Origin of the sequence: Novosphingobium barchaimii LL02 (genome assembly GCF_001046635.1) — a bacterium.
GTDB classification, from domain to species: Bacteria; Pseudomonadota; Alphaproteobacteria; order Sphingomonadales; family Sphingomonadaceae; genus Novosphingobium; species Novosphingobium barchaimii.
In genome coordinates this window covers 305,377-325,434 of record NZ_KQ130455.1, presented here as the reverse complement: position 1 = coordinate 325,434, position 20,058 = coordinate 305,377, and the positions used below count along the sequence as shown (strand labels likewise).

Below are 20,058 nucleotides of genomic sequence, written 5' to 3'. Positions count from 1 at the left end.
AAAGGCAGGTTACGCACAGGCCATGAACGCCAGCCCGGACGAACTCCCCGCCGCTTCGGCCAACCTTTCCCGAATCGACGGCAGCGCAGGCGGCCGGCGGCACTTTCGCTATTTCGATTATGTCATGGTCGCCTTCGTGGCGATCCTGCTGCTGTCCAACCTGATCGGCGCGTCCAAGCTGGCTTCGCTGGGCGGGGTCACCTTCGGCGCGGGAATCCTGTTCTTCCCCGTCAGCTACGTCATCGGCGACGTGCTGACCGAGGTCTATGGCTATGCCAATGCACGCCGGTGCGTGTGGGCGGGCTTCTTTGCGCTGGTGTTCATGGCGTTCATGAGCTTCATCGTCGTCTCCATGCCCCCGGCCGATGGCTGGGAAGGACAATCCGCCTACGAGGCCGTGTTCGGGTCCACCTGGCGCATCGTGCTTGCCTCGGTCACAGCGTTCTGGGCGGGTGAATTCGTCAACTCCTTCGTCCTTGCCAAAATGAAGCTGATGACGGGCGGCAAGCACCTGTGGACCCGCACCATCGGTTCGACCGTGTTCGGCCAGGCGATCGACAGCGCCCTGTTCTACCCCATCGCCTTCCTTGGAACCTGGACCACCGCGCAGGTCCTGACCGTGATGGTCACCAACTGGGCGATGAAGGTTGCCTGGGAAGCGGTGCTGACGCCCGTGACTTACGCCGCCGTCGGCTGGCTCAAGGCGCGCGAAGGCGTGGAGGTGTTCGACGAGAACGTCGATTTCTCGCCTTTCGCCAAGACACGGGCTGTTTGATCCTTCGCTGCTCGCATTGACGGTCTCGCATTGACGGTGAAGTACGGCTAGTCAGCCACGCGATGAGCCTTGATCGCATTCTCCTGTCCCGTTTCCGCAACCACCGCGAAACCGCGGTGGAAGGCACGGCGCAGTTCAACCTGCTGGTGGGTGAGAACGGCGCGGGCAAGACCAACGTGCTGGAGGCGATCAGCCTGCTGGCACCCGGCCGGGGCCTGCGCCGCGCCCAGTTGGCCGACATGCCGGGACAGGCGGGCGACGGCGGCTTCGCGGTGAGCGCGGAACTGGCCGCGCCGGGCGGCGACCCCGTGCGGCTGGGCACCGGCATCGCGGCAGAGCGGCCCGGACGGCGGCTGGTGCAGGTCAACGGCGCGCAAGGCTCCGCGCTCAGCCTGGCCGAGTGGCTGTCGATCGGCTGGCTGACCCCGGCGATGGACCGGCTTTTCGTGGAAGGCGCAGGCGCGCGGCGGCGGTTCCTTGACCGGCTGGTGCTGGCCCTCGCCCCCGGTCATGCGGGAAATACCGTGCGGCTGGAAACCGCGCTTCGCGAACGCAACCGCCTGCTTTCCGAAGATCGTGCGCCCGATCCGCGCTGGTTAGATGCCATCGAATTGCAGATCGCCGAGGCCGGCGCGCTGGTCGCCGCCGCGCGCGCGGACCTCGTCGCCCGGCTGGACGAGGCGCTGCTCGCCCTGCCCGAGGCGCCTTTTGCGCGCCCGGCGCTGGCCTATCAGCCCGGCGGCCCGCTCGATGCCGAGGCGCTGGCGGCGGCGCTGCGCGAAGGGCGCCCGCGCGAACGCGCGGCGCAGCGCACCCTGACCGGCCCCCACCGCGACGAACTCGCCGTGACCATGGCAGGCAAAGGCCAACCGGCCGCCGATTGTTCGACCGGAGAACAGAAGGCGATGCTGATCGCCATCGTCCTGGCGCATTCGCAGCTTCTCGAAGGCTACGGCGAGGCTCGCCCCCGCCTGCTGCTGCTGGACGAAGTGGCCGCCCACCTCGATCCCCTGCGCCGCGAGGCCCTGTTCGAGCGACTGCGCACGGGCAGCGCGCAGGTATGGCTGACCGGCACCGAAATCGCCCCGTTTGAGGCCATCGCCGGGGAAGCGGCAGTGTGGGAAGTCAGCAGCGGTGCGGTGCGGCGGGTGGATTAAGTCGGATCGACATTCCACATCGTCACCCTGAACTTGTTTCAGGGTCCATCTATCCGATCCAGCGGCGGTGTGAACGGCAAAATGGACCCTGAAACAAGTTCAGGGTGACGGGGTCAGCCCGGCAAAAACTGTGAATGTCTATCGGCTTTAAGTCAGTTTCATCCGAACCGATATATCGAGATTATCACCCCACCTTCCTTCAAGCCCCCGACTTTTTCGGCAGCGCATCCTTCACATCATCCACCGTCGCGGCGACGATCGCGTCGATACCGATGGCCGTGGGATGTACGTGGTCGCCCTGAAGGAGGTCCGGCTTGTCGATCACCGGCTGGAGGAAGAACGGCACCAGCACCGCGCCGTATTTCTCGGCCAGTTGCGGATAGATCGGGTTGAAACCCTGCGCATAATCACGCCCCAGGTTCGGCGCCGCCAGCATCCCCAGCAGCACGACCGGAATTTTCTCCTCCTTCAGCCGCTTGAGGATAGCCTCCATGTTCGAGCGCGTCTGCGCCGGCGGGAGCGAGCGCAGCATATCATTGCCGCCCAGGCTGATGATCACCAGCTCGGGCTTCACCGGCTGGCTTTTCAGCGTGAAATCGAGCCGCTGCAGGCCCGCCGCCGTTGTGTCGCCGGAAACCCCGGCATTGGCAATCTTCGCATTCACACCGCGCGCGCGCAGGGCCTGTTCCATCCGGTCGGGATAGCTCTCACCGTCTTCCAGACCGTAGCCCGCCAGCAGCGAATCGCCGAACGCCAGGATCGCGCGCTCCGGCCCCATGACCGGGATCTGCGGAGGCGTATCCAGAACGCTTTCGCTGGTGGTGGGGGACGGCGCCGGGGCCTTGTCGCAGGCAGTCAGGGTCAAGGTTGAGGCGGCAAGGAGAGCAAGGGAAACGAAGCGCAAGGCAAACTCCTTTTGAGGCCCGACTTGTCGGACCGCATGGTGCTATCCCATATGGGGATCGTGACAAGCCCTGCCCACTCCCTCGCCCGCTCCGAAACGCAATCAATTCCGACGATACTTGCCACCGACCTGCGCCTGACGCTGGGCTCGGGCGAGAGCGGGGTGGAGATTCTCAAGGGCATCGACCTTACCGTGCCGCAAGGACAGACGCTGGCGCTGCTGGGACCCTCGGGCTCGGGCAAATCCTCGCTCATGGCGGTGTTGTGCGGGCTGGAGCGCGCCAGTTCAGGCACATTGCAGGTCGCGGGTGAGGACTTCGCCGGAATGAGCGAGGACGATCTGGCGCGGGCACGGCGCGGGCGCATCGGCGTGGTGCTTCAGGCATTCCACCTGCTGCCGACGATGACGGCGCTGGAAAACGTGGCCACTCCAATGGAACTGGCCGGAATGCCCGGCGCGCGGGAACGGGCCGAGGCGGAACTGGTCGCAGTGGGCCTTGGCCACCGCCTTTCGCACTATCCCGCACAGCTTTCCGGCGGAGAGCAGCAGCGCGTGGCCATTGCCCGCGCGCTGGCCCCGCGCCCGGCGCTGGTCTTCGCCGACGAGCCGACCGGCAACCTCGATGCCGCCACCGGCGCCGCGATCGTCGAACTCCTGTTCGCCCGCCGCGCCGAGGCCGGTGCGACCCTGCTCATCATCACGCATGACGAAAACCTCGCCCGCCAGTGCGAGCGCGTGGTGACGCTGGCGGACGGCATGATCGCAAGCGACACGCTTGCAACGGACATCGCAAGCGACACGCTTGCAACGGACATCGCAAGCGACACGCTTGCAACGGACATCGCAAGCGACACGCTTGCAGCGGACATGGCGAGCGACACGCTTGCCTGACACCGCCTTGCCCTGGCGCATGGCCTGGACCATCGCGCGGCGCGATCTGTCCGCCCGTTTCAAGGGCCTGCGGCTCCTTCTTGTCTGCCTGTTTCTGGGCGTGGGGGCGATCGCCGCGATCGGAACGCTGACCGGCTCGATCGAAAGCGAACTGGGATCACGCGGGCGCGAGATCCTTGGCGGCGACATCGAACTCAGGATCTGGCAGCGTGATCTTTCGGCTGACGAACTCGCAGCGCTCGCCAGGCTGGGCAAAGTCTCGCGCGGCTACCGGATGCAGGCCATCGCCAGCCAGGGTGATGCCACCGCGCCCGTCGCCCTGAAAGCGGTCGATGCCGGATGGCCGCTGTATGGCAAGCTGGAACTGGTGGACGGCCGCAAGGTCGGCGCACCGCCGCCCGGAACGGTATGGATCGCCAAGGGCACCGCCGCTCGTCTCGGCGCCGCGAAGGGCACGCGCATCGACCTTGGCGGCGTTCCGGTCACCATCGGCGGCATTATTACGGACGACCCCGAGCAAATGAGCGAAGGCTTTGCGCTGGGCGACGTTGCCATCGCCCCGCTGGACCTTCCGGCCAGGGCCGGGCTGACCGCGCCGGGCGCGATGTATCGCAGCGCCGTTCGTGTACGCTTCGCAGACAGCCTGCGCGATCCCGAACCGGTGGTCGATGCCCTCAAGGCCCGCTTCGGCGACGGCGCCTTCGACGCGCGCACCCGCAAGGCCGCCTCGCCTTCGACCGAACGCTTCGTCAGCCGCATGGGCGAATTCCTCGTGCTGGTCGGGCTGGCCGCGCTGGTGATCGCCGGGATCGGGATCGGCGGCGGTGTTTCCTCCTATCTTGAGGCCCGGCGCACGTCGATCGCGACGCTCAAGGTGCTGGGCGCAACAAGCGGAGACATCGCGCGCATCTACCTGCTGCAAGTGGGCGCGGCCGCGCTGGCGGGAAGCCTTGCGGGGCTGGCCGCCGGGGTGCTGGTCACGCCGATGCTGGCCTCTGCGCTGCGAAGCCTGCTGCCTGTCGACACCGGCTTCACCGTTTCTCCCGCTGCGCTGGCGACGGCGGCTGCCTACGGATTGCTCGTCGCGCTGATCTTCGCCGCGCCGCCGCTGGTGCGGGCACGCGGCTATCCGGCCATGGCGCTGATGCGCGCGGGCGTGATGCCGCTGCGCTCGGACCGCAAGGCGCTGGCCCTGCCGGTCGGCCTCGGCCTTGCCGCGATCGTGGTCCTCGCGCTGGCCAATGCCGCGCAGCCGCTGGTGACGCTGGGCTTCCTTGGCGGATCGGCGGCAATGCTGGGCCTGCTGGCACTGATCGGCACCGGCATCCGCCGCCTTGCCGCCCGCCTGCCCCGGCCGCGTGCCCCCATGCTGCGGGCGGGCCTTGCCAACCTGCACCGCCCCGGCGCCCAGACCGGCGCACTGGTCACGGCGCTGGGCTTCGGGCTCTCCGCCTTCGTGCTGATCGCGGCCGTGCAGACCAGCCTCGACGCCAACATCCGCCGCACCGTGCCCGACCGCGCGCCCGACTTCTTCGTGCTCGACGTGCCGAAGGACAAGGCTGCGGATTTTCGCAAGGCAGTGACGCAGACTGTCCCCGGGGCCAAGCTCAATCTGGTCCCCAACCTGCGCGGGCGCATCCTTGCCTACGGACCCAAGGGCCACATGACCAAAGTGTCGAGCCTGGGCAAGGACCTGCCTGATGGCGCCTGGGCGCTGAAGGGTGAACGCGGCCTCACCTACTCGGTCAACGTACCTCAGGGCAGCACCGTCACTTCCGGCCAATGGTGGCCTGCGATCCATCGCGGCGAGCCGCTCGTTTCCCTCGATGAAAAACTGGCCGAGGCGATCGGCGTCAGGCTCGGCGATTATATCACGGTGAACGTGCTCGGGGTCGAGAAGACCGCCCGGATCGCCGCACTGCGCCGGATCGACTGGGATACGCTGGGCTTCAACTACGTGCTGGTGTTTTCGCCCAACGCGCTGGCAGACGCCCCGCACAACCTTGCCGCGACCATCGAAGTGCCGCCCGGCACCGCGACCACCGGTCTGCTGCCGAAACTGGTCCGGGCCTTCCCGTCGAGTTCGGTGATCGAAACCGGCAGCCTGCTGCGCGATGCGCGCGCTCTGCTCGATCAGATGTCGGCGGCGATCCTTGCGGCGGCTTCGGTGGCGGTGCTGTCGGGGCTGGCGGTGCTGCTGGGCGCCATCGCCGCCGCGCGCGCCAGCCGGACTTACGACACCGTGATCCTGCGCGTGCTGGGCGCCAGCCGGCGCCAGTTGCTGGTGCTGCAGATGGCGGAATACGGGCTCATCGCCGCCGTTCTGGCGGTCGTGGCGCTCGCCGCAGGCAGCGTGATGGCCTGGGCGGTGATCGTGAAGCTGTTCGAATTCACCTGGCTGCCGGACTGGCCCCGTATTCTTGCGGTACTGGGGGCCGGTCTGGTGCTGATCCTGGGCTTCGCGCTGGCCGGCTCGCTACCGCTGTTGCGGGCGAAACCGGCACGTGCGCTCAGGGAGCTTTAGGCGAACACGTCGGCGCCGCTGGGGTCCTTGGGATCGGCGCCGAAGCGATTGTGGCCGGGCGTACCGGGCAGGAACAGGATCACCAGGAAGGCGATGCTGGCGATCCAGCCGACGAACGGGATCATGCCCAGAACGCTGAAGCCGAGATACCACCACCCGCTCATGTCGCGGTCATGCAGGCGGCGAACGGCCACCGCGATGTTCGGCACCAGCGTCGCGAGCGCATAGAGGCCGCCAACGCCCACCAGCACCATGAAACCGCCGCCAAAGGCTGCCGAAGGCGCCTGCCCGTTTTCAAGGTTCTCAAAGGCGCTGAAAGAAAGGCCCATGGCCAAAGCCAGGATCACGATCACGGCATAGACAATCACGTTAAGCAGCGTGAATGACCAGAATTCCATCCGCCGTGAACGCCCCCTGAAATCAGCATATCGCCGAAACGGCATCAGCATATAATCGAGCATATCTTTCCCCTATTGTATGTGGACGCATGTGCGCCTTGAGCCTTGCCTTGCGGAAATCGACTATAAGGACAAAGACTTGAGGGGCAACGCCGCAGTTCTGCTTGTCAGAACAGGCACAGAAAGAGGGGCGCGAAAGGCAATGCCCCTCGCGCCCCTGTTCCAGTTTGCGCCGCCGTCCCTGCCCATGTCTCCTCCCAGAAACCACGGGCAAGTGGCGCGCGTTTTCGCGCTCCGGCTTAGAACCGGTAGCGCGCCGCCACGCCGTAAGTGCGCGGCTGGTTCGGATAGCCCGAGATCGAGCCAGGCTGCGCCGGGCTGTCGAAGATTTGCAGGATCGTGCGGTCGTTCAGCAGGTTGCGGCCCCAGACGGAGACTTCGATGCCGCTGGCCATGGCATACGTCAGCGAAGCGTTGACGTCGTTGATGTCCTGCTTGAACTCGCGCGCGGCGGCGAGCGCGGCGGCAACGCTGGTGACATTACCGGCAGCATCACGCGTCACCAGGCCGGGCAAACCCTCGACCAGCCTGAACTGCGCTTCGTAGTGATAGTCGCCGCGCAGGATCACCCGGTCGCCGCCTGAACCCACCGGCTGCACGAACTCCGCCCCGAACGTGACCGACAGCGGAGATACCCCCGCCGGGGTCGTGCCCGAAAGATCCCCGAAGGCGGAGAGCTTGAAGGTGTCGTACTTGGGATCGAGGTAGGTCCACGAAAGCGTCAGCGTCAGCGGATCGATCGGCTTGGCAGAGCCTTCGAACTCGATCCCGAAGGCCGACTGCTTGCCCGCATTGGCAAGGAAGAAGCCGGAGCCGGTGAAGATGTTCGACTGGAAGTTCTTGATGATCTGCTTGAACACCGCGACGTTGGCCGAAACGATGCCCCAGTTGCCCTTGAAGCCCAGTTCGTAAACGGTCGCGTTCTCGGCATTGGCGAAGCGGCTGCCGGAAGTAAGGTTGGTCACCGCCAGCCCCTGCGCGCGCAAGGCCACGAGGTCTGCCGGGGTGGGCCGGCTATCGCGCGACAGGTTGATCGAGGCCGCCTTGTAGCCGGTCGCCCAGGCGGCGTAGAGGTTGATCGCCGGGCTGGCATCCCATGCCACGCGCGCGGTGTAGCTGAAATCGCCGTCGCTGACCCTCCCCGGCTCCACCGCGTTGGGCAGGTTCATGAACGGCGGGAAATATTGCAGCGCGCGCAGACCATTGAGCGGGTTCGCCGAGGGGTTGTTGGCATTGCCCGCCGCGAAGGCGGTAGCGCCCGCGTTCACCTGCGCGAAGGCCGCGCCGTTGGCCCCCGCAAAAGCGCCGATCTCGGCCGCCGTCGCCGACCGGCCCAGCCCCAGCAGATTGCCTACCGTCTGCGACAGCGCGCCCTGATAAAGCAATGTCTGGCGGAAGCCCGCATAACGTGGATCGTTGAAATCGATGGCCGCGAAGACATCGTTCGAGGTCGTCCCCGTGGCGAAGCGCTTGGTGTCGTGGGTATAATTGAGCCCGCCCGTCACGATCAGCCCCGGCGCCACCTCGAAGTCGAGCTGGCCGAACCCGGAATAGGCCTCGTTCTTGAGCTTGTAGGCTTCGGTCAGGCCAGTGCCCGAGGCGAAGAACTGGTTCGTGTATTTCGCAGGGTTACCCTCGGACGCGCCGAACGCGGTTTCCAGCGTCGGCACGTTGAGCGCGCCGCCCGACAGGCTGCGCACCAGCAGGTCCGCGTAAGTGCGCGCGTCGTCGCCCCACAGGACCTGATTGTTCTGGTCGATCTTCTCGTTGAAATAATAGCCGCCAATGAGGCCGCTGATCCGATCGCCCACCTCGAAGCTGGCGCGCAGTTCCTGAGTGAAGGTCTTTATCTGCAGATCCTGCCAGTTGCGGCCCAGAAGGTCGGCGCTGGAGAAGTCCGAATCCTGATTGGTCACCGCATCGGTGCGGCGGTACGAAGTGATCGAGGTCAGCTTCACATCGCCCAGATCGTAGCTCAGCTCGCCCGAGACGCCCCAGTTCTTGATGTTGTTGGAGGACTGGAAGTTGTTGTAGCCGATATTGTCGTACTTCTCGCCTGGCTGGTTCACCGCCGCGCCCAGCGCGAAGATCGCCGCCGTGGGCGCCGCCTGCCGCAAGTTGACGACCGCGCAGCAATTCTCGTCGATCTTGCTGTAATCGCCGATCAGGCGGACTGCGAAACCATCGTGATTATCGAACAGCAACTGGCCGCGCGTGAACCAGCGGTCCCGCTCGTTGGTGCGCGCGCCGGTGTCTGCCAGATCCTTGACGATGCCGTCGCGCTTGTTGATCCCGCCCGCCAGGCTGAAGGCGATGTTCTGGGTGATCGGGCCGGTGACCACGCCTTTCACCACCACCGCATCGTAATTGCCGTAGCTCGCCTCGACGTTTCCGCCGAATTCGAACTGCGGCTTTCGGGTTACAATCGAGATCACGCCCGCCGAGGCGTTCTTGCCGAATAGTGTGGACTGCGGCCCGCGCAGCACCTCGATCCGCTCCACATCCGGGAAATCGGCGATCATCGAGGCCGAACGCGAGCGGTAGACCCCGTCGACGAACAGACCGACCGAAGGCTCGATGCCGGCATTGTTGGCGCCATTGCCGAAGCCGCGAATATAGAAGTTGGTGTTCGCGCTGGACTGCAACTGATTTACGCGCAGCGAAGGGACGACCGATTGCAGGTCCTTCAGGTCACGGATCTGCGCGCGCTCCAGCGTGGCCCCGGTGGTGACGGAAACCGCCACGGGCACGTCCTGCAGCGTCTGCTCGCGCTTGGTGGCGGTGACGATGATGGTATCGGCATATTGCTCGCCTGCCTGTGGAGCCGTGTTCTGCGAACCGCTTTCCTGGGCCAGCGCCGCCGGCGAAGCCAGCCCCGCCACCGCGATTCCGGCCGCCAACCCCGCTCTGCCCAGAGCGGTTTCCATGGCCATGCGCGATACCCGCGCGGCGATGCCTGCTGAACTGCCCTTCATTGGCCATCCCCTATCCTTGTATGTGACTGCCCGCGTCTTGCGCGCGAAAGGCTCGTCACTTGTGTAGTCGTGTATTCGAGCCTTCTTTTAGGAAAGAACCGGGATGCCGACAACAGAACCCGGTGTATACATGCGGACAATTCGCATCATTGTGACACCTGCGCCACAGACCGGCATATCGCAGCACGCTTGCCGGAAACGCTCGCATCGGGTAAGGGCGCCCAAATTTTGCAGTGCAACACGCATCTGCCCGCTGGCCCTCCTTTCGAAAGAAGACCTGAATGTCCGCCCCGCTTCCTTTGCGCAACATCGCGATCATCGCGCACGTTGACCACGGTAAAACCACCCTCGTCGACCAGCTCTTCCGCCAGTCCGGCACCTTCCGCGACAACCAGCGCGTCGAAGAGCGCGCAATGGATTCGAACGATCTCGAAAAAGAGCGCGGCATCACCATTCTGGCCAAGCCGACCTCGATCGAGTGGAACGGCTACCGCATCAACATCGTCGACACGCCCGGACACGCCGACTTCGGCGCCGAGGTTGAGCGCATCCTCTCGATGGTCGACGGCGTGATCCTGCTGGTCGACAGCTCGGAAGGCGCGATGCCGCAGACCAAGTTCGTCACCGGCAAGGCCCTGGGCCTGGGTCTCAAGCCCATCGTCGTCGTTAACAAGATCGACCGTCCCGATGGCCGTCACGCCGAAGTGCTCGACGAAGTGTTCGACCTCTTCGTCAGCCTGGACGCCAACGACGAACAGCTCGACTTCCCCACGCTCTACGCTTCGGGCCGTAACGGCTACGCCAGCGAAGATCCCGATGCGCGCGAAGGCACGCTGACCCCGCTGTTCGAGAAGATCATCGAGCACGTGCCGGCTCCCGAAGCCGACGTCGACGGTCCCTTCAAGTTCCTCGTCACCCTGCTTGACCGCGACAACTTCCTGGGCCGCATCCTCACCGGCAAGGTCCAGTCGGGCACCGTGAAGCTGAACGACCAGATCCGCGCCCTCGACAGCGAAGGCAACGTCGTTGAAACCGGCCGCGCCTCCAAGCTGCTGGCGTTCCACGGCCTCGACCGCGTTCCCGTCGAATCGGCCAAGGCAGGCGACATCATCTCGATCGCGGGCCTCACCGCCGCTACCGTGTCGAACACCATCGCCGATCCTTCGGTGTCCGAGCCGCTGCAGGCTCAGCCGATCGATCCGCCGACGCTGTCGATGCGCTTTGCCGTCAACGATTCGCCGATGGCCGGCCGCGAAGGCTCCAAGGTCACCAGCCGCATGATCCGCGACCGTCTGGCCCGCGAAGCCGAAACCAACGTCGCCATCCGCGTCACCGAATCGGCCGACAAGGACAGCTTCGAAGTCGCCGGTCGCGGTGAACTTCAGCTGGGCGTCGTCATCGAGACGATGCGCCGCGAAGGCTTCGAACTGGGCATCAGCCGCCCGCGTGTGCTGTTCCTCGAAGACGAGAACGGCAAGAAGACCGAGCCTTACGAAACCGTCGTGATCGACGTGGACGAGGAATTCTCGGGCACCGTCGTCGAGAAGATGGCGATCCGCAAGGGCGAGATGACCGACATGCGCCCCTCGGGCGGTGGCAAGACCCGCATCACCTTCATCGCCCCCTCGCGCGGCCTGATCGGTTACCACGGCGAGTTCCTGTCGGACACGCGCGGCACCGGCATCATGAACCGCCTGTTCGACAAGTACGGCCCCCACAAGGGCAAGATCGAAGGCCGCAAGAACGGCGTGCTGATCTCGAACGGTGCCGGCGAAGCCGTTGCCTACGCACTGGGCCCGCTCGAAGAGCGCGGCATCCTGTTCGTCGGTTCGGGCGAGCCGCTCTATGAAGGCATGATCATCGGCGAGAACGCCAAGCCCGACGATCTCGAAGTGAACCCGATGAAGTCGAAGCAGCTGACGAACTTCCGTTCGACCGGCAAGGACGACGCCATCCGCCTCACCCCGCCCCGCGTGATGACGCTGGAGCAGGCGATCGCCTACGTTGACGACGACGAAATGGTCGAAGTGACCCCCAAGTCGATCCGTCTGCGCAAGGCCCTGCTCGACCCGAACGACCGCAAGAAGGCCGGTCGCAAGAAGAACGACTAAGCCGTAACAGACACGGCTTGCGCTAAAAAAGGGCGCGACGGTATCGACCGTCGCGCCCCTTTTCTTGTCCGGCACCTTCCTCGTCTGACAGCGCGGTCCCACTGCACCCCAGACAAAACAAAGGGCCGCGTCTGTAACAGACGCGGCCCTTTGCCGTTGCTCATATCCTCGTGAGAGGACTAGCGCTGGATCAGAACTGGAAGCCTACCGTCGCGCGCAGCGAGTGGTAGTCGAAGTTCTTGTCGCCGCCCTTGATGCGGGTCGAGCCCGAATCGAGCAGGAACGGGTTGGTCGCAGGCGCGGTGCCGGGGCCGACTTCGACGTTGTACTTGTTGTCGCTGTAGCGGTTGTAGAGGTACTCGAGACCCAGGCTCATGTGATCGGTGAGCATGATCTCGGTGCCGCCACCAGCCTGCCAGCCCCAGACCATCTTGTTGTTACGCTCGGGGTCGAACGAGTTGGCGGTGTTGGTGGTGGTGAACGTGTGGTCGATCTTGGCCATGCCGCCGCCGCCGGTGACATAGAACAGTGCGCCGCCGCCGGGCGTGTAACCCGCGCGCAGGCGAGCGTTGACCGCGTAATCGATCTTGCGATCGATCGAGTAGCTGGCGGGAGTGGTGCTGTAGCCGGTGACAGCATCCTTGGCTTCGGACCTGGAGCCTTCGATCAGGCCGCCGACAACCATGTTGCCCATGCGGCGGTCGTAACCGATGCGCACGCCGTACTCGGCGCCGTCACGGTCCTGACGGCAACCGGCTGCGGGGGTAGCGCCGCGTGCCTTGCCGGCGCAGAAGCCCGGCGAGAACGCATTGGCGCCCGCAACGGTGTTGACGCTGTTGTTGTACTTGCCGTCGCCATCGGTATCGAACTTCAGGCGGTCGCTATCGTCCTGGTTCTGGATGGAGTAGCCACCGAAGCCCTGGAGATAGACGCCATCGAAGTGGCTGTCGCGGCCGGCCGATACCGGCGCGCCATCCTGTGCGAAGGCAGGAGTTGCGGTGGCGGCGGCGGCAAGCGCGACGACCGTCAGAGCGCGATTGAAGTTAGACATTAAGATCCTTCCTGAAACAAGGGCGTTTCACTGCCCTGCGGAAGGTTGAAACATCGAGCGCGACGTAAGTTTCCAGCCTACCGTCACAAATATGCCAACTTCACAAGATGTTACATTGAAGCCACAGATTTGACGGGAACCCGCCGGATACCCGCCCGGCGCTAAAAAAAACGCGCGGGCGGGAACCATTTTCAATCGATCAGAAACCGGCCGAAAGCGAGAACACCACGGTCGAGCCGGAAATCTGCGAGCCGTTCTTCGACGATGCGAAGTTCGGTTTGAGATAGGCGGACTCGGACTTGGTGATGTCGGTGTCGATATAGGCGACGCCCAGGGTTACCGGACCGACAGCGACGTCCGCGCCCAGCATCCAGTCCATATAGCTACCGGTAGGCGCTACGCTGGTGCCGTTCGGGCCAAGACCGGAGTTGCCGTTGGAGTAGCCCAGGTGCGCCTTCAGCGTGACCGGGGTGGTGGGGATGCTGGCGCTGGCGTCACCCCAGATGTAAAGGTTGTCCGACTTGGCGCCCGGAGCGTCGGGGATGCCCGTGGCGTAGGAATCGGCGCTCAGATACCAGCGGCCCAGTGCTTCCTGCTTGGGCGCATAGGCGACGCCGACGAGCAGCTTGCCGGGGCCGACTTCGCCCGACAGCTTCACATAGGGTTCCGCGAAGTCGGTGATGTCCGAACCGCCTGGATACATGTACCAGGTCAGGCCGGCATCCAGCGTCACGCCGCTGGTCACTTCGGTTGCGAAACCGCCGTAGATGTCGAGTTCGGTGTTCGAACCGCCGAAGGTACCCCAGCCCGAAAGGTTCGATGCCCAGGTGCCGACGTAGAAACCGCTGGCGTGGGTGACCGAAACGCCGCCCTGCACGGCCAGTTCCTTGTCGCTCTGCGAGACGCCGCGGAAGCGGTAGTCAGAGACGAGCGCGACTGTGCCGGCGACCGTAAATTCGCTGGGCACTTCTTCCTGCGCCATCGCGGGGGTCGTTGTTGCAGCGAAAGCAGCGGCAAGACCGGCGACGCCGGCGAAAAGACGAGAATTCATTGTTCGGAACACCCTCATGTTGCTGTTTGTATTACGTTCCGTCCTGCGGCCAGCACGCCGGACCTTCGCTACTTGGCGGGTCCGTTTCATACCGGCATGTAACAGGGGTACGCAGCGGGGTTGTCCCCAACCTTGCCGTTTCATGACGAAACATTGCTGAATACTGCGGCGCAGCAAGTGTGGTTGCATTGCAACAGAAGTTTTGTTGCACCGCCGGTAGCAAATGGGCTTGTCCGGTATGCGGACAGAAAACCGGGCGGAAACGCCTTTAGCGTTCCGCCCGGAAGTTAGTGGGCCGGCTGTGAGGATTCCGGCCCGCCAGGTGTCAGGTGTTAAGGTCAGCTTGCCAATGGCAGTGGCCTCAGGATGGCATCCGGCCCGGTGACCCGGTCATTCTGCCCCCCCTTCCGGCGGCGACTGATCCATTCGGACAGGGTCTCCGCGGTAGTGTGGTCGATCGCCTTTACGCGGTCCATGTCGAGGTGGATCGGGCGATCGGCGGGCTGCTTTTCCAGCACCGCGTTAAGACGGGTAAGGCCGACGAAAGTGGCCGCACCGTTCAATTCGACGCGGGTGGCTCCACCCTCGTCATGCTCGTTCACCTTCAGACGCAGATGCCTGTAGTGCGGCAGCAGTTCGACCACCGAAAGGGCCAGGCCGACAAGTACGCCGGTCAGCAGGTCAGTGGTCACCACCAGCACGAAAGTCGCCGCCCAGATCGCGGCGGGCAATGGGCCGTGTGCCTTGAACAGGTGGGTGACGTGCTTCACGCTGACAAGACGCCAGCCGGTGACGACCAGGATACCGCCAAGCGCGGCCATGGGCACTTCGCGCAGCAGCCAGGGCAGCAGCGCGACGAAACCGAGGATCCAGGCACCGTGCATAATGGTCGAAAGGCGGGTCTTGCCACCTGCCTGCACGTTCGCCGAGGAGCGCACGATGACGCCGGTCATCGGCAGCGCACCGAAAAGGCCGCACAGGAAGTTGCCCACGCCCTGCGCCCGCAGTTCCTTGTCGTATTGCGTGCGGACGCCGTCATGCATCCGGTCCACCGCAGCCGCCGAAAGCAGCGTTTCCGCGCTGGCGATGAAAGCGATGGCAAGCGCCGCGACGACCAGCGAGGGGTTGGCGAGCGGCGCGAACCACGATGCGCTGGTGGGGAAGGTGAAGGCAGCGGCGATCGAAGCGGGAACCTCGATACGTGCGACGTCCAGGCCCATGCCCCAGGCTACCCCGGTAGCGGCGAGGACGCCCAGCAGTGCGCCCGGAACCAGCGTCAATGACTTGGGCCGCAGCTTTTCCCAGCCGAGCATCACCGCGATGGTCAGCAAGCCGACGCCCAGCGCCATCTCGGTCGAGGCGGCGTTGGAGAAATCGAGCCCGAACACGCGCGCGGGCATGGCGGCAAGGTTTTGAAGGCCGCTGGACAGGGGCTTTTCGTCGAACAGGATATGGAACTGTCCTATGACGATCAACGCGCCGATACCGGCCAGCATGCCATGGACCACGGCGGGGCTGATGGCGCGGAACAGGCCGCCCATCTTGAGCGCGCCGGCAATCAGTTGCAGAACGCCGGCCAGCAGCAGGACAGGGCCAAGCGCCTCGAGCCCGTTCTCGCGAACGAACTCGAAGACGATGACGGCGAGGCCCGCTGCCGGGCCACTGACCTGCAGCGGCGAGCCTGCGAGCATGCCGACGACGATGCCGCCGACGATGCCGGTAACCAGCCCCCTCTCCGGCGGGACGCCCGAGGCGATGGCGATACCCATGCACAGCGGCATGGCGACCAGGAACACGACGATGGACGCCGTGAAATCCCGTCCGAAGTGGGAGAAGAGGCCTTGGCGCACTTCACCGGCGACGGCGGCGCTCATTCTGCCGCTTCTGCGTATTCGGTGGCGAAGCGGGTGCGCGCGGCCAGTGCGACCGGCAGGTCACGGTCTTCGCGCAGGGTGATGAACTCACCGGTGTCACCGTTCAGGCCCATGACCTGCCCGGCGTGGATGTCGACGAACCAGCCGTGCAGCGTGATCTCACCGCGGGCGATGCCGGCCGCGACCGCCGGATGGGTACGCAAGTGGCTGAGCTGGGCGATGATGTTCTCAAGGCTGATCGCGCGCACGCGGTCCTTGCCTTCAAGGTCGGCATGGCAGGTGGAGACGATGTGCTCCGCCGCAGCGCCGTGCTTTAGCCAGGCGGCGACATTGGGCATCGCTTCCAGGCCGGTCGGGTCGCTGAGCGCTTTCATCGCGCCGCAGTCCGAGTGGCCGCACACGATGATGTCACGCACGCCGAGCGCAGCCACGGCATATTCGACCGTGGAGGTCACGCCGCCGTTCTGGGTCGAATAGGGGGGGACGATATTACCGGCATTGCGGCACACGAACAGGTCGCCGGGGTCGGCCTGGACGATGTGTTCGGGCACGACGCGGGAATCAGCGCATGAAATGATCAGCGCCTTGGGGAACTGACCTTTCGCTGTCAGCTCGCCGAAAAGCTCGCTGCTGGCGGGGAATGTGGTCTTCTCGAAGTTGAAGACACGGCCGATGAGTTCGTTCACCTTGGACACCTTTCTCTTATTCACATGCACGCCGGCTCAAGGCCGCGAGCTTAATGTGAAAAGCTAGGTGTCGAGATTTTCGGCTGTCGTGCGCGAGCGTTACGAAAGTTTGCTGCGTTGCAGCAGTTGGGCATCAATCGAGCAATAACAGACTTAGTCGGTGGTCGACGGAAGACGAACGGTGACGCTGAGACCGCCTTCAGGCCGGTTCCGCAAGTCCAGCGTGCCGTTTTCCATACGCACCGCCTTGCGCACGATGGCAAGGCCAAGCCCCATGCCGGCGGTATCGCGCGCGCGCGAGGTATCGAGGCGGACGAAGGGCTGTAGCGCATCGACAATACGGTCTTCGGGGATGCCTGGGCCATCGTCCTCGACGACGATCTCCGCCCCGTCCCCGTCACGCCGGACAATCACGCGGGCGTTGCCGCCGTAGTGGATGGCGTTTTCGATCAGGTTGGACAGGGCGCGGCGGACCGGCACCGGCCTGACCTTCAAGGTAAGGCTGGAAATCCCCGCATAGATCGCATCGGCGCCGTGATCGGCAGCCGTGTCGACCAGCGTCTCGGCCATGACGGCAAGGTCGATAAGCTCACGCGGGATAGATTTGCCGTCACTGTCGACATAGGCCTGGATCGAATCGAGCAACAAACGCATCTCGTCGATATCGTGGGTAAGCCCCTCGCGTACTTCGGGATCGACGCTTTCGTCGTCGAGGCGCAACCGCATCCGCGAGAGCGGCGTCTTGAGGTCATGGCCGATCGCCAGCATCGTCTGGGTACGGTCGACCAGCGACTGGTGGATGCGCTCCTGCATTTGGTTAAGAGCGCGGATCAACTCGCGCAGTTCGTCAGGGCCGCGTTCAGGGACCGGTTGCGGCGGGCCGGAACCCAGATGCCGTGTCGCACCGATCAGGTTGCGAAGCGGACGCAGGGTCGTTCGTACCAGGAGCCAGGCCAGTGCGATCAGCAGCAGGGTCGGCAGGATCAAGCTGGCGACCCGCCCGGCGGTCAGCTTCCAGGCAGCGCTGGCATGGGTGTGAAAGCGCACCACGCTGCGGTCCTTGAGCCGAAATGAACCACCGATATTGCCATTACCCGGCATCTCCTCAAGGTGCAGTTCGAGGTCGGCCAGCGCCAGTTCCGGTTCGATTTCGACCACTTGCGAGCGTAAGTTCGAGAGCCCGAGCGACCCACGACGGCGGTCGCCGGGAGATGTCAGGATCAGCGTGAATCGCTTGGTACTGAGCACCTGGGCGACAGCGCCGCGCTCTTCCTTGTCGGCATGTTCCAGTGTGCGCTGGGCCAGCACAAGGTTTTCGGCGATCCGGTCGGCGTCATCGCGGCGCAGTTCGAAGGAGTTGACCCGGTCGAACAGAAAGCAGTTGGCCGCGAATTCGATGACGACGACCAGAACGAAGACCGCGAACAGCCGCTCGGGCAGGCCCATCCGCCTGAACAGGGTAATGAATTTGCGCAGCATCAGATGGGCCGGCAAGGCATCAGGCGCGCGTCACTTCCGCCTTGAACATGTAGCCCACGCCGCGAACGGTGACGATAGGGGACTCGCTGTCCTCTGCCTGCAGCTTGCGGCGCAGGCGGCTGACGAGGACGTCGATGCTGCGGTCAGAACTGTCGCCTATGCGTGAGCGGGACAGTTCCATCAGCCGTTCGCGGCCCAGGACGCGCTGGGGATAGCCCAGAAAGGTAGAGAGCAGATCGAATTCGGCCCCGGTCAGGTCGACGATGGCACCGCTGGGCGAACGCAGTTCGCGCCGGGCCATCGAAACCTGCCAGTTATCGAAATGGATCATGTCCTGGCCGCGTGCCTCGGCTACCGGTTCGCTGGCCGAATCGAGGCCGCCGCCCCGGCGCAGCACGGCACTGACCCGGGCGGCCAGTTCACGGGTGCTGAAGGGCTTGGCGAGGTAATCGTCGGCGCCGAGTTCGAGCCCGAGCACGCGGTCTTCCTCGCTGCCGCGCGCGCTGACGAAGATGATCGGCACGTCGCTTTCACGGCGCAGGCGGCGGAACAGATCGAACCCGCTGGTTCCCGGCAGCATGATGTCGAGCACGACGAGGCTGACCGTGGCCTCTCGCAGCGTGACCCACATTTCGGCGCCGGTAGCTGCGGTAAGCACGTTGAACCCGCTCTGGCGCAGGGCCCGCGCCGTGAGGGTGCGAAGCGCGCCGTCGTCCTCGACGAGCAGGATGGTGGGAGGGGTAGTCATGGTTTCCTGGGCGAGCCTGTAGCGGGGTGCGACCGTCATCGTGCTGTGCTTGTCTCTTTTACCATATAGGGAACCGGCGCAGCGAAGATAGCCGCGCCGGTTGGAAAATGTCGCACCGCCAATGGAGGTTCCGGGGAGGAAAGGCGGCCGAACCGGCTTTTACCGTCCGGCGATGCCCGCGCTGCCGCAAAGCAGGAAGGCACCGCCGGCAGACATCAGCGCGCGTGTTCGCGAGCGGCGCCGCCATCGGCAACGGCGACGGTAGCGCGCTCCGCCTGCTCGGCCTGAACGATGACGTGGCGGCAAGCGCGGCCCTTCGAAGGATCGGGATGGCACACCGCCGGAGCCGCCGAGCGAGCAGCCGAACTGCGGGCGGGGGTTGGGTGGCCCTTCATGGCGGCAATGGTTTCACCAGCGTAAGCGGCCGGAGCCGGAGCCGGAGCCGGAGCCGGAGCGGCGAATGGGCTGGAAAGCGAAACCAGGGCAAGAAGAGCGGCGGAAATCATGGGTATTCTCCAGTCTGACAATTTGATGATGTCAGATTGGGGGCCAGACATGTCGCATTTCGGGCGCAGATGTTACGAAATATTGCTCATCCGCAACACGTTTGCGTTCATACAATTGCGTACAACCATGAACGAATTCTGCCAGATCCGCTTCGATCCGGTTCAGACGCCAAGAGCTAGAACAATCTCAACACGGGGACAACGGTTTCTTGGATCGCCGTCCCTCGAAAGGAGTTTCTCGCTATGAACCTGTTAAAGAAGACTGCCATGGCCGCCGGCCTCGCCGCTACCGCTCTTGCCAGCACCACGCCTGCCATGGCGCGCGACTATCATCGGGGAGGCGACAACACCGCCGCCATCGCCATCGGCGCGGGCATCCTGGGCCTGGCGGTCGGCGCCATCGCCGCGTCGTCCAACAACCGCGACGACCGATACGACGCACGCTACGATAATCGCTACAACGGCCCCGCTTATGTGAGCGACTGGTCCTACCGCGACGGTTACTACTGGGATCGCAGCGGCGGCCGCCATGGCCGGGACGAGTACCAGCGCTACTATCGCGGCCAGGGTGGCAACATGCAGGGCGATTATCGCCGCGGCTACGACCATAACCGGGACGACTATCGCCGCGGGTACTGATCCAGATGCGAGAGCGGCCGGGTAATCCCCCTCACCCGGCCCGCGCGACGCCCGGCCCCCCTCCTGGCCGGGCGTCTTTGCATGCATGGCTTACCAAAACACCCTGCCCAAACCCGCTGCCCAAAACGCCGCGCATTGCACCGCGATTTCAAATTGCCGCCCAAACCGATCGGTTCGTCGCAGGCACGATGCGCCTGATGACAAATTCACTCGCGGTTCAGTCCTCGGG

General features: G+C 64.7%; 16 protein-coding genes. 6 read left to right on the top strand and 10 right to left on the bottom strand.

Annotation, left to right across the window (positions count from 1 at the left end):
• Positions 1-22 precede the first annotated feature (22 nt).
• Positions 23-775 carry a queuosine precursor transporter gene (locus tag V474_RS15965; protein ID WP_059152584.1) on the top strand — a complete coding sequence of 251 codons (753 nt, stop codon included), beginning with the start codon at positions 23-25 and terminating at the stop codon, positions 773-775.
• A 62-nt stretch (positions 776-837) separates the two neighbouring features.
• The gene (recF, locus tag V474_RS15960; protein ID WP_059152434.1) at positions 838-1,932 is read left to right on the top strand and encodes a DNA replication/repair protein RecF; all 1,095 of its coding nucleotides are present in this window, start codon (positions 838-840) and stop codon (positions 1,930-1,932) included.
• Between the two features lie 199 nt (positions 1,933-2,131).
• Here the strand turns inward: recF and V474_RS15955 are convergent, their stop codons facing one another.
• Positions 2,132-2,836 carry an arylesterase gene (locus V474_RS15955; RefSeq protein WP_059152433.1) on the bottom strand — a complete coding sequence of 235 codons (705 nt, stop codon included), beginning with the start codon at positions 2,834-2,836 and terminating at the stop codon, positions 2,132-2,134.
• A 51-nt stretch (positions 2,837-2,887) separates the two neighbouring features.
• Here V474_RS15955 and V474_RS15950 point away from each other — a divergent pair, with 51 nt between their 5' ends.
• Together V474_RS15950 and V474_RS15945 are read left to right on the top strand one after the other, a co-directional pair.
• Positions 2,888-3,727 (top strand): ABC transporter ATP-binding protein, encoded by an 840-nt coding sequence (locus V474_RS15950; protein ID WP_082699839.1) that lies wholly within the window; start codon positions 2,888-2,890, stop codon positions 3,725-3,727.
• 19 nt (positions 3,728-3,746) lie between these two features.
• The gene (locus V474_RS15945) at positions 3,747-6,251 is read left to right on the top strand and encodes an ABC transporter permease (protein WP_059152583.1); all 2,505 of its coding nucleotides are present in this window, start codon (positions 3,747-3,749) and stop codon (positions 6,249-6,251) included.
• On the opposite strand, the gene V474_RS15940 is transcribed toward V474_RS15945, so the two are convergent.
• Together V474_RS15940 and V474_RS15935 are read right to left on the bottom strand one after the other, a co-directional pair.
• On the bottom strand, positions 6,248-6,712 hold the full coding sequence (locus V474_RS15940) for a DUF805 domain-containing protein (protein WP_059152432.1): 465 nt from the start codon (positions 6,710-6,712) through the stop codon (positions 6,248-6,250). The two genes, V474_RS15945 and V474_RS15940, sit on opposite strands and share 4 nt — an antisense overlap.
• A gap of 236 nt (positions 6,713-6,948) precedes the next feature.
• Positions 6,949-9,684 (bottom strand): TonB-dependent receptor, encoded by a 2,736-nt coding sequence (locus tag V474_RS15935; protein WP_059152431.1) that lies wholly within the window; start codon positions 9,682-9,684, stop codon positions 6,949-6,951.
• 281 nt (positions 9,685-9,965) lie between these two features.
• On the opposite strand from V474_RS15935, the gene typA reads away from it, so the two are divergent.
• Positions 9,966-11,795, top strand: a complete 1,830-nt coding sequence (gene typA, locus V474_RS15930; protein ID WP_059152430.1) for a translational GTPase TypA — start codon at positions 9,966-9,968, stop codon at positions 11,793-11,795.
• Between the two features lie 190 nt (positions 11,796-11,985).
• On the opposite strand, the gene V474_RS15925 is transcribed toward typA, so the two are convergent.
• From V474_RS15925 to V474_RS15895, 7 genes are all read right to left on the bottom strand, one after another.
• Positions 11,986-12,846 (bottom strand): outer membrane protein, encoded by an 861-nt coding sequence (locus V474_RS15925; protein WP_059152429.1) that lies wholly within the window; start codon positions 12,844-12,846, stop codon positions 11,986-11,988.
• Between the two features lie 199 nt (positions 12,847-13,045).
• On the bottom strand, positions 13,046-13,897 hold the full coding sequence (locus V474_RS15920) for a TorF family putative porin (protein WP_059152428.1): 852 nt from the start codon (positions 13,895-13,897) through the stop codon (positions 13,046-13,048).
• Positions 13,898-14,235: 338 nt separating this feature from the next.
• Complete coding sequence (locus V474_RS15915; RefSeq protein WP_059152427.1) at positions 14,236-15,771, bottom strand: SulP family inorganic anion transporter; 1,536 nt, start codon at positions 15,769-15,771, stop codon at positions 14,236-14,238.
• Positions 15,768-16,457 carry a carbonic anhydrase gene (locus V474_RS15910; protein WP_059152582.1) on the bottom strand — a complete coding sequence of 230 codons (690 nt, stop codon included), beginning with the start codon at positions 16,455-16,457 and terminating at the stop codon, positions 15,768-15,770. The genes V474_RS15915 and V474_RS15910 overlap by 4 nt, the downstream gene beginning before the upstream one ends.
• A 153-nt stretch (positions 16,458-16,610) precedes the next feature.
• Positions 16,611-17,936, bottom strand: a complete 1,326-nt coding sequence (locus tag V474_RS15905; protein ID WP_059152426.1) for an ATP-binding protein — start codon at positions 17,934-17,936, stop codon at positions 16,611-16,613.
• 19 nt (positions 17,937-17,955) lie between these two features.
• A complete protein-coding gene (locus tag V474_RS15900; protein WP_043972110.1) occupies positions 17,956-18,684 on the bottom strand; it encodes a response regulator in 729 nt (242 codons plus the stop codon).
• A gap of 215 nt (positions 18,685-18,899) precedes the next feature.
• Positions 18,900-19,190 carry a hypothetical protein gene (locus tag V474_RS15895; protein ID WP_059152425.1) on the bottom strand — a complete coding sequence of 97 codons (291 nt, stop codon included), beginning with the start codon at positions 19,188-19,190 and terminating at the stop codon, positions 18,900-18,902.
• 243 nt (positions 19,191-19,433) lie between these two features.
• Here V474_RS15895 and V474_RS15890 point away from each other — a divergent pair, with 243 nt between their 5' ends.
• On the top strand, positions 19,434-19,829 hold the full coding sequence (locus V474_RS15890) for a hypothetical protein (protein ID WP_059152424.1): 396 nt from the start codon (positions 19,434-19,436) through the stop codon (positions 19,827-19,829).
• Positions 19,830-20,058: the final 229 nt, after the last annotated feature.

What these genes read in the sequence shown, in the direction of transcription:
- V474_RS15965 (WP_059152584.1), top strand. Translation starts at nt 23, where the DNA reads ATGAACGCCAGCCCGGACGAACTCCCCGCCGCTTCGGCCAACCTTTCC.
- recF (WP_059152434.1), top strand. Translation starts at nt 838, where the DNA reads ATGAGCCTTGATCGCATTCTCCTGTCCCGTTTCCGCAACCACCGCGAA.
- V474_RS15950 (WP_082699839.1), top strand. Translation starts at nt 2,888, where the DNA reads ATGGGGATCGTGACAAGCCCTGCCCACTCCCTCGCCCGCTCCGAAACG.
- V474_RS15945 (WP_059152583.1), top strand. Translation starts at nt 3,747, where the DNA reads ATGGCCTGGACCATCGCGCGGCGCGATCTGTCCGCCCGTTTCAAGGGC.
- V474_RS15940 (WP_059152432.1), bottom strand. Translation starts at nt 6,712, where the DNA reads ATGCTCGATTATATGCTGATGCCGTTTCGGCGATATGCTGATTTCAGG.
- V474_RS15935 (WP_059152431.1), bottom strand. Translation starts at nt 9,684, where the DNA reads ATGAAGGGCAGTTCAGCAGGCATCGCCGCGCGGGTATCGCGCATGGCC.
- typA (WP_059152430.1), top strand. Translation starts at nt 9,966, where the DNA reads ATGTCCGCCCCGCTTCCTTTGCGCAACATCGCGATCATCGCGCACGTT.
- V474_RS15925 (WP_059152429.1), bottom strand. Translation starts at nt 12,846, where the DNA reads ATGTCTAACTTCAATCGCGCTCTGACGGTCGTCGCGCTTGCCGCCGCC.
- V474_RS15920 (WP_059152428.1), bottom strand. Translation starts at nt 13,897, where the DNA reads ATGAATTCTCGTCTTTTCGCCGGCGTCGCCGGTCTTGCCGCTGCTTTC.
- V474_RS15915 (WP_059152427.1), bottom strand. Translation starts at nt 15,771, where the DNA reads ATGAGCGCCGCCGTCGCCGGTGAAGTGCGCCAAGGCCTCTTCTCCCAC.
- V474_RS15905 (WP_059152426.1), bottom strand. Translation starts at nt 17,936, where the DNA reads ATGCTGCGCAAATTCATTACCCTGTTCAGGCGGATGGGCCTGCCCGAG.
- V474_RS15900 (WP_043972110.1), bottom strand. Translation starts at nt 18,684, where the DNA reads ATGACTACCCCTCCCACCATCCTGCTCGTCGAGGACGACGGCGCGCTT.
- V474_RS15895 (WP_059152425.1), bottom strand. Translation starts at nt 19,190, where the DNA reads ATGATTTCCGCCGCTCTTCTTGCCCTGGTTTCGCTTTCCAGCCCATTC.
- V474_RS15890 (WP_059152424.1), top strand. Translation starts at nt 19,434, where the DNA reads ATGAACCTGTTAAAGAAGACTGCCATGGCCGCCGGCCTCGCCGCTACC.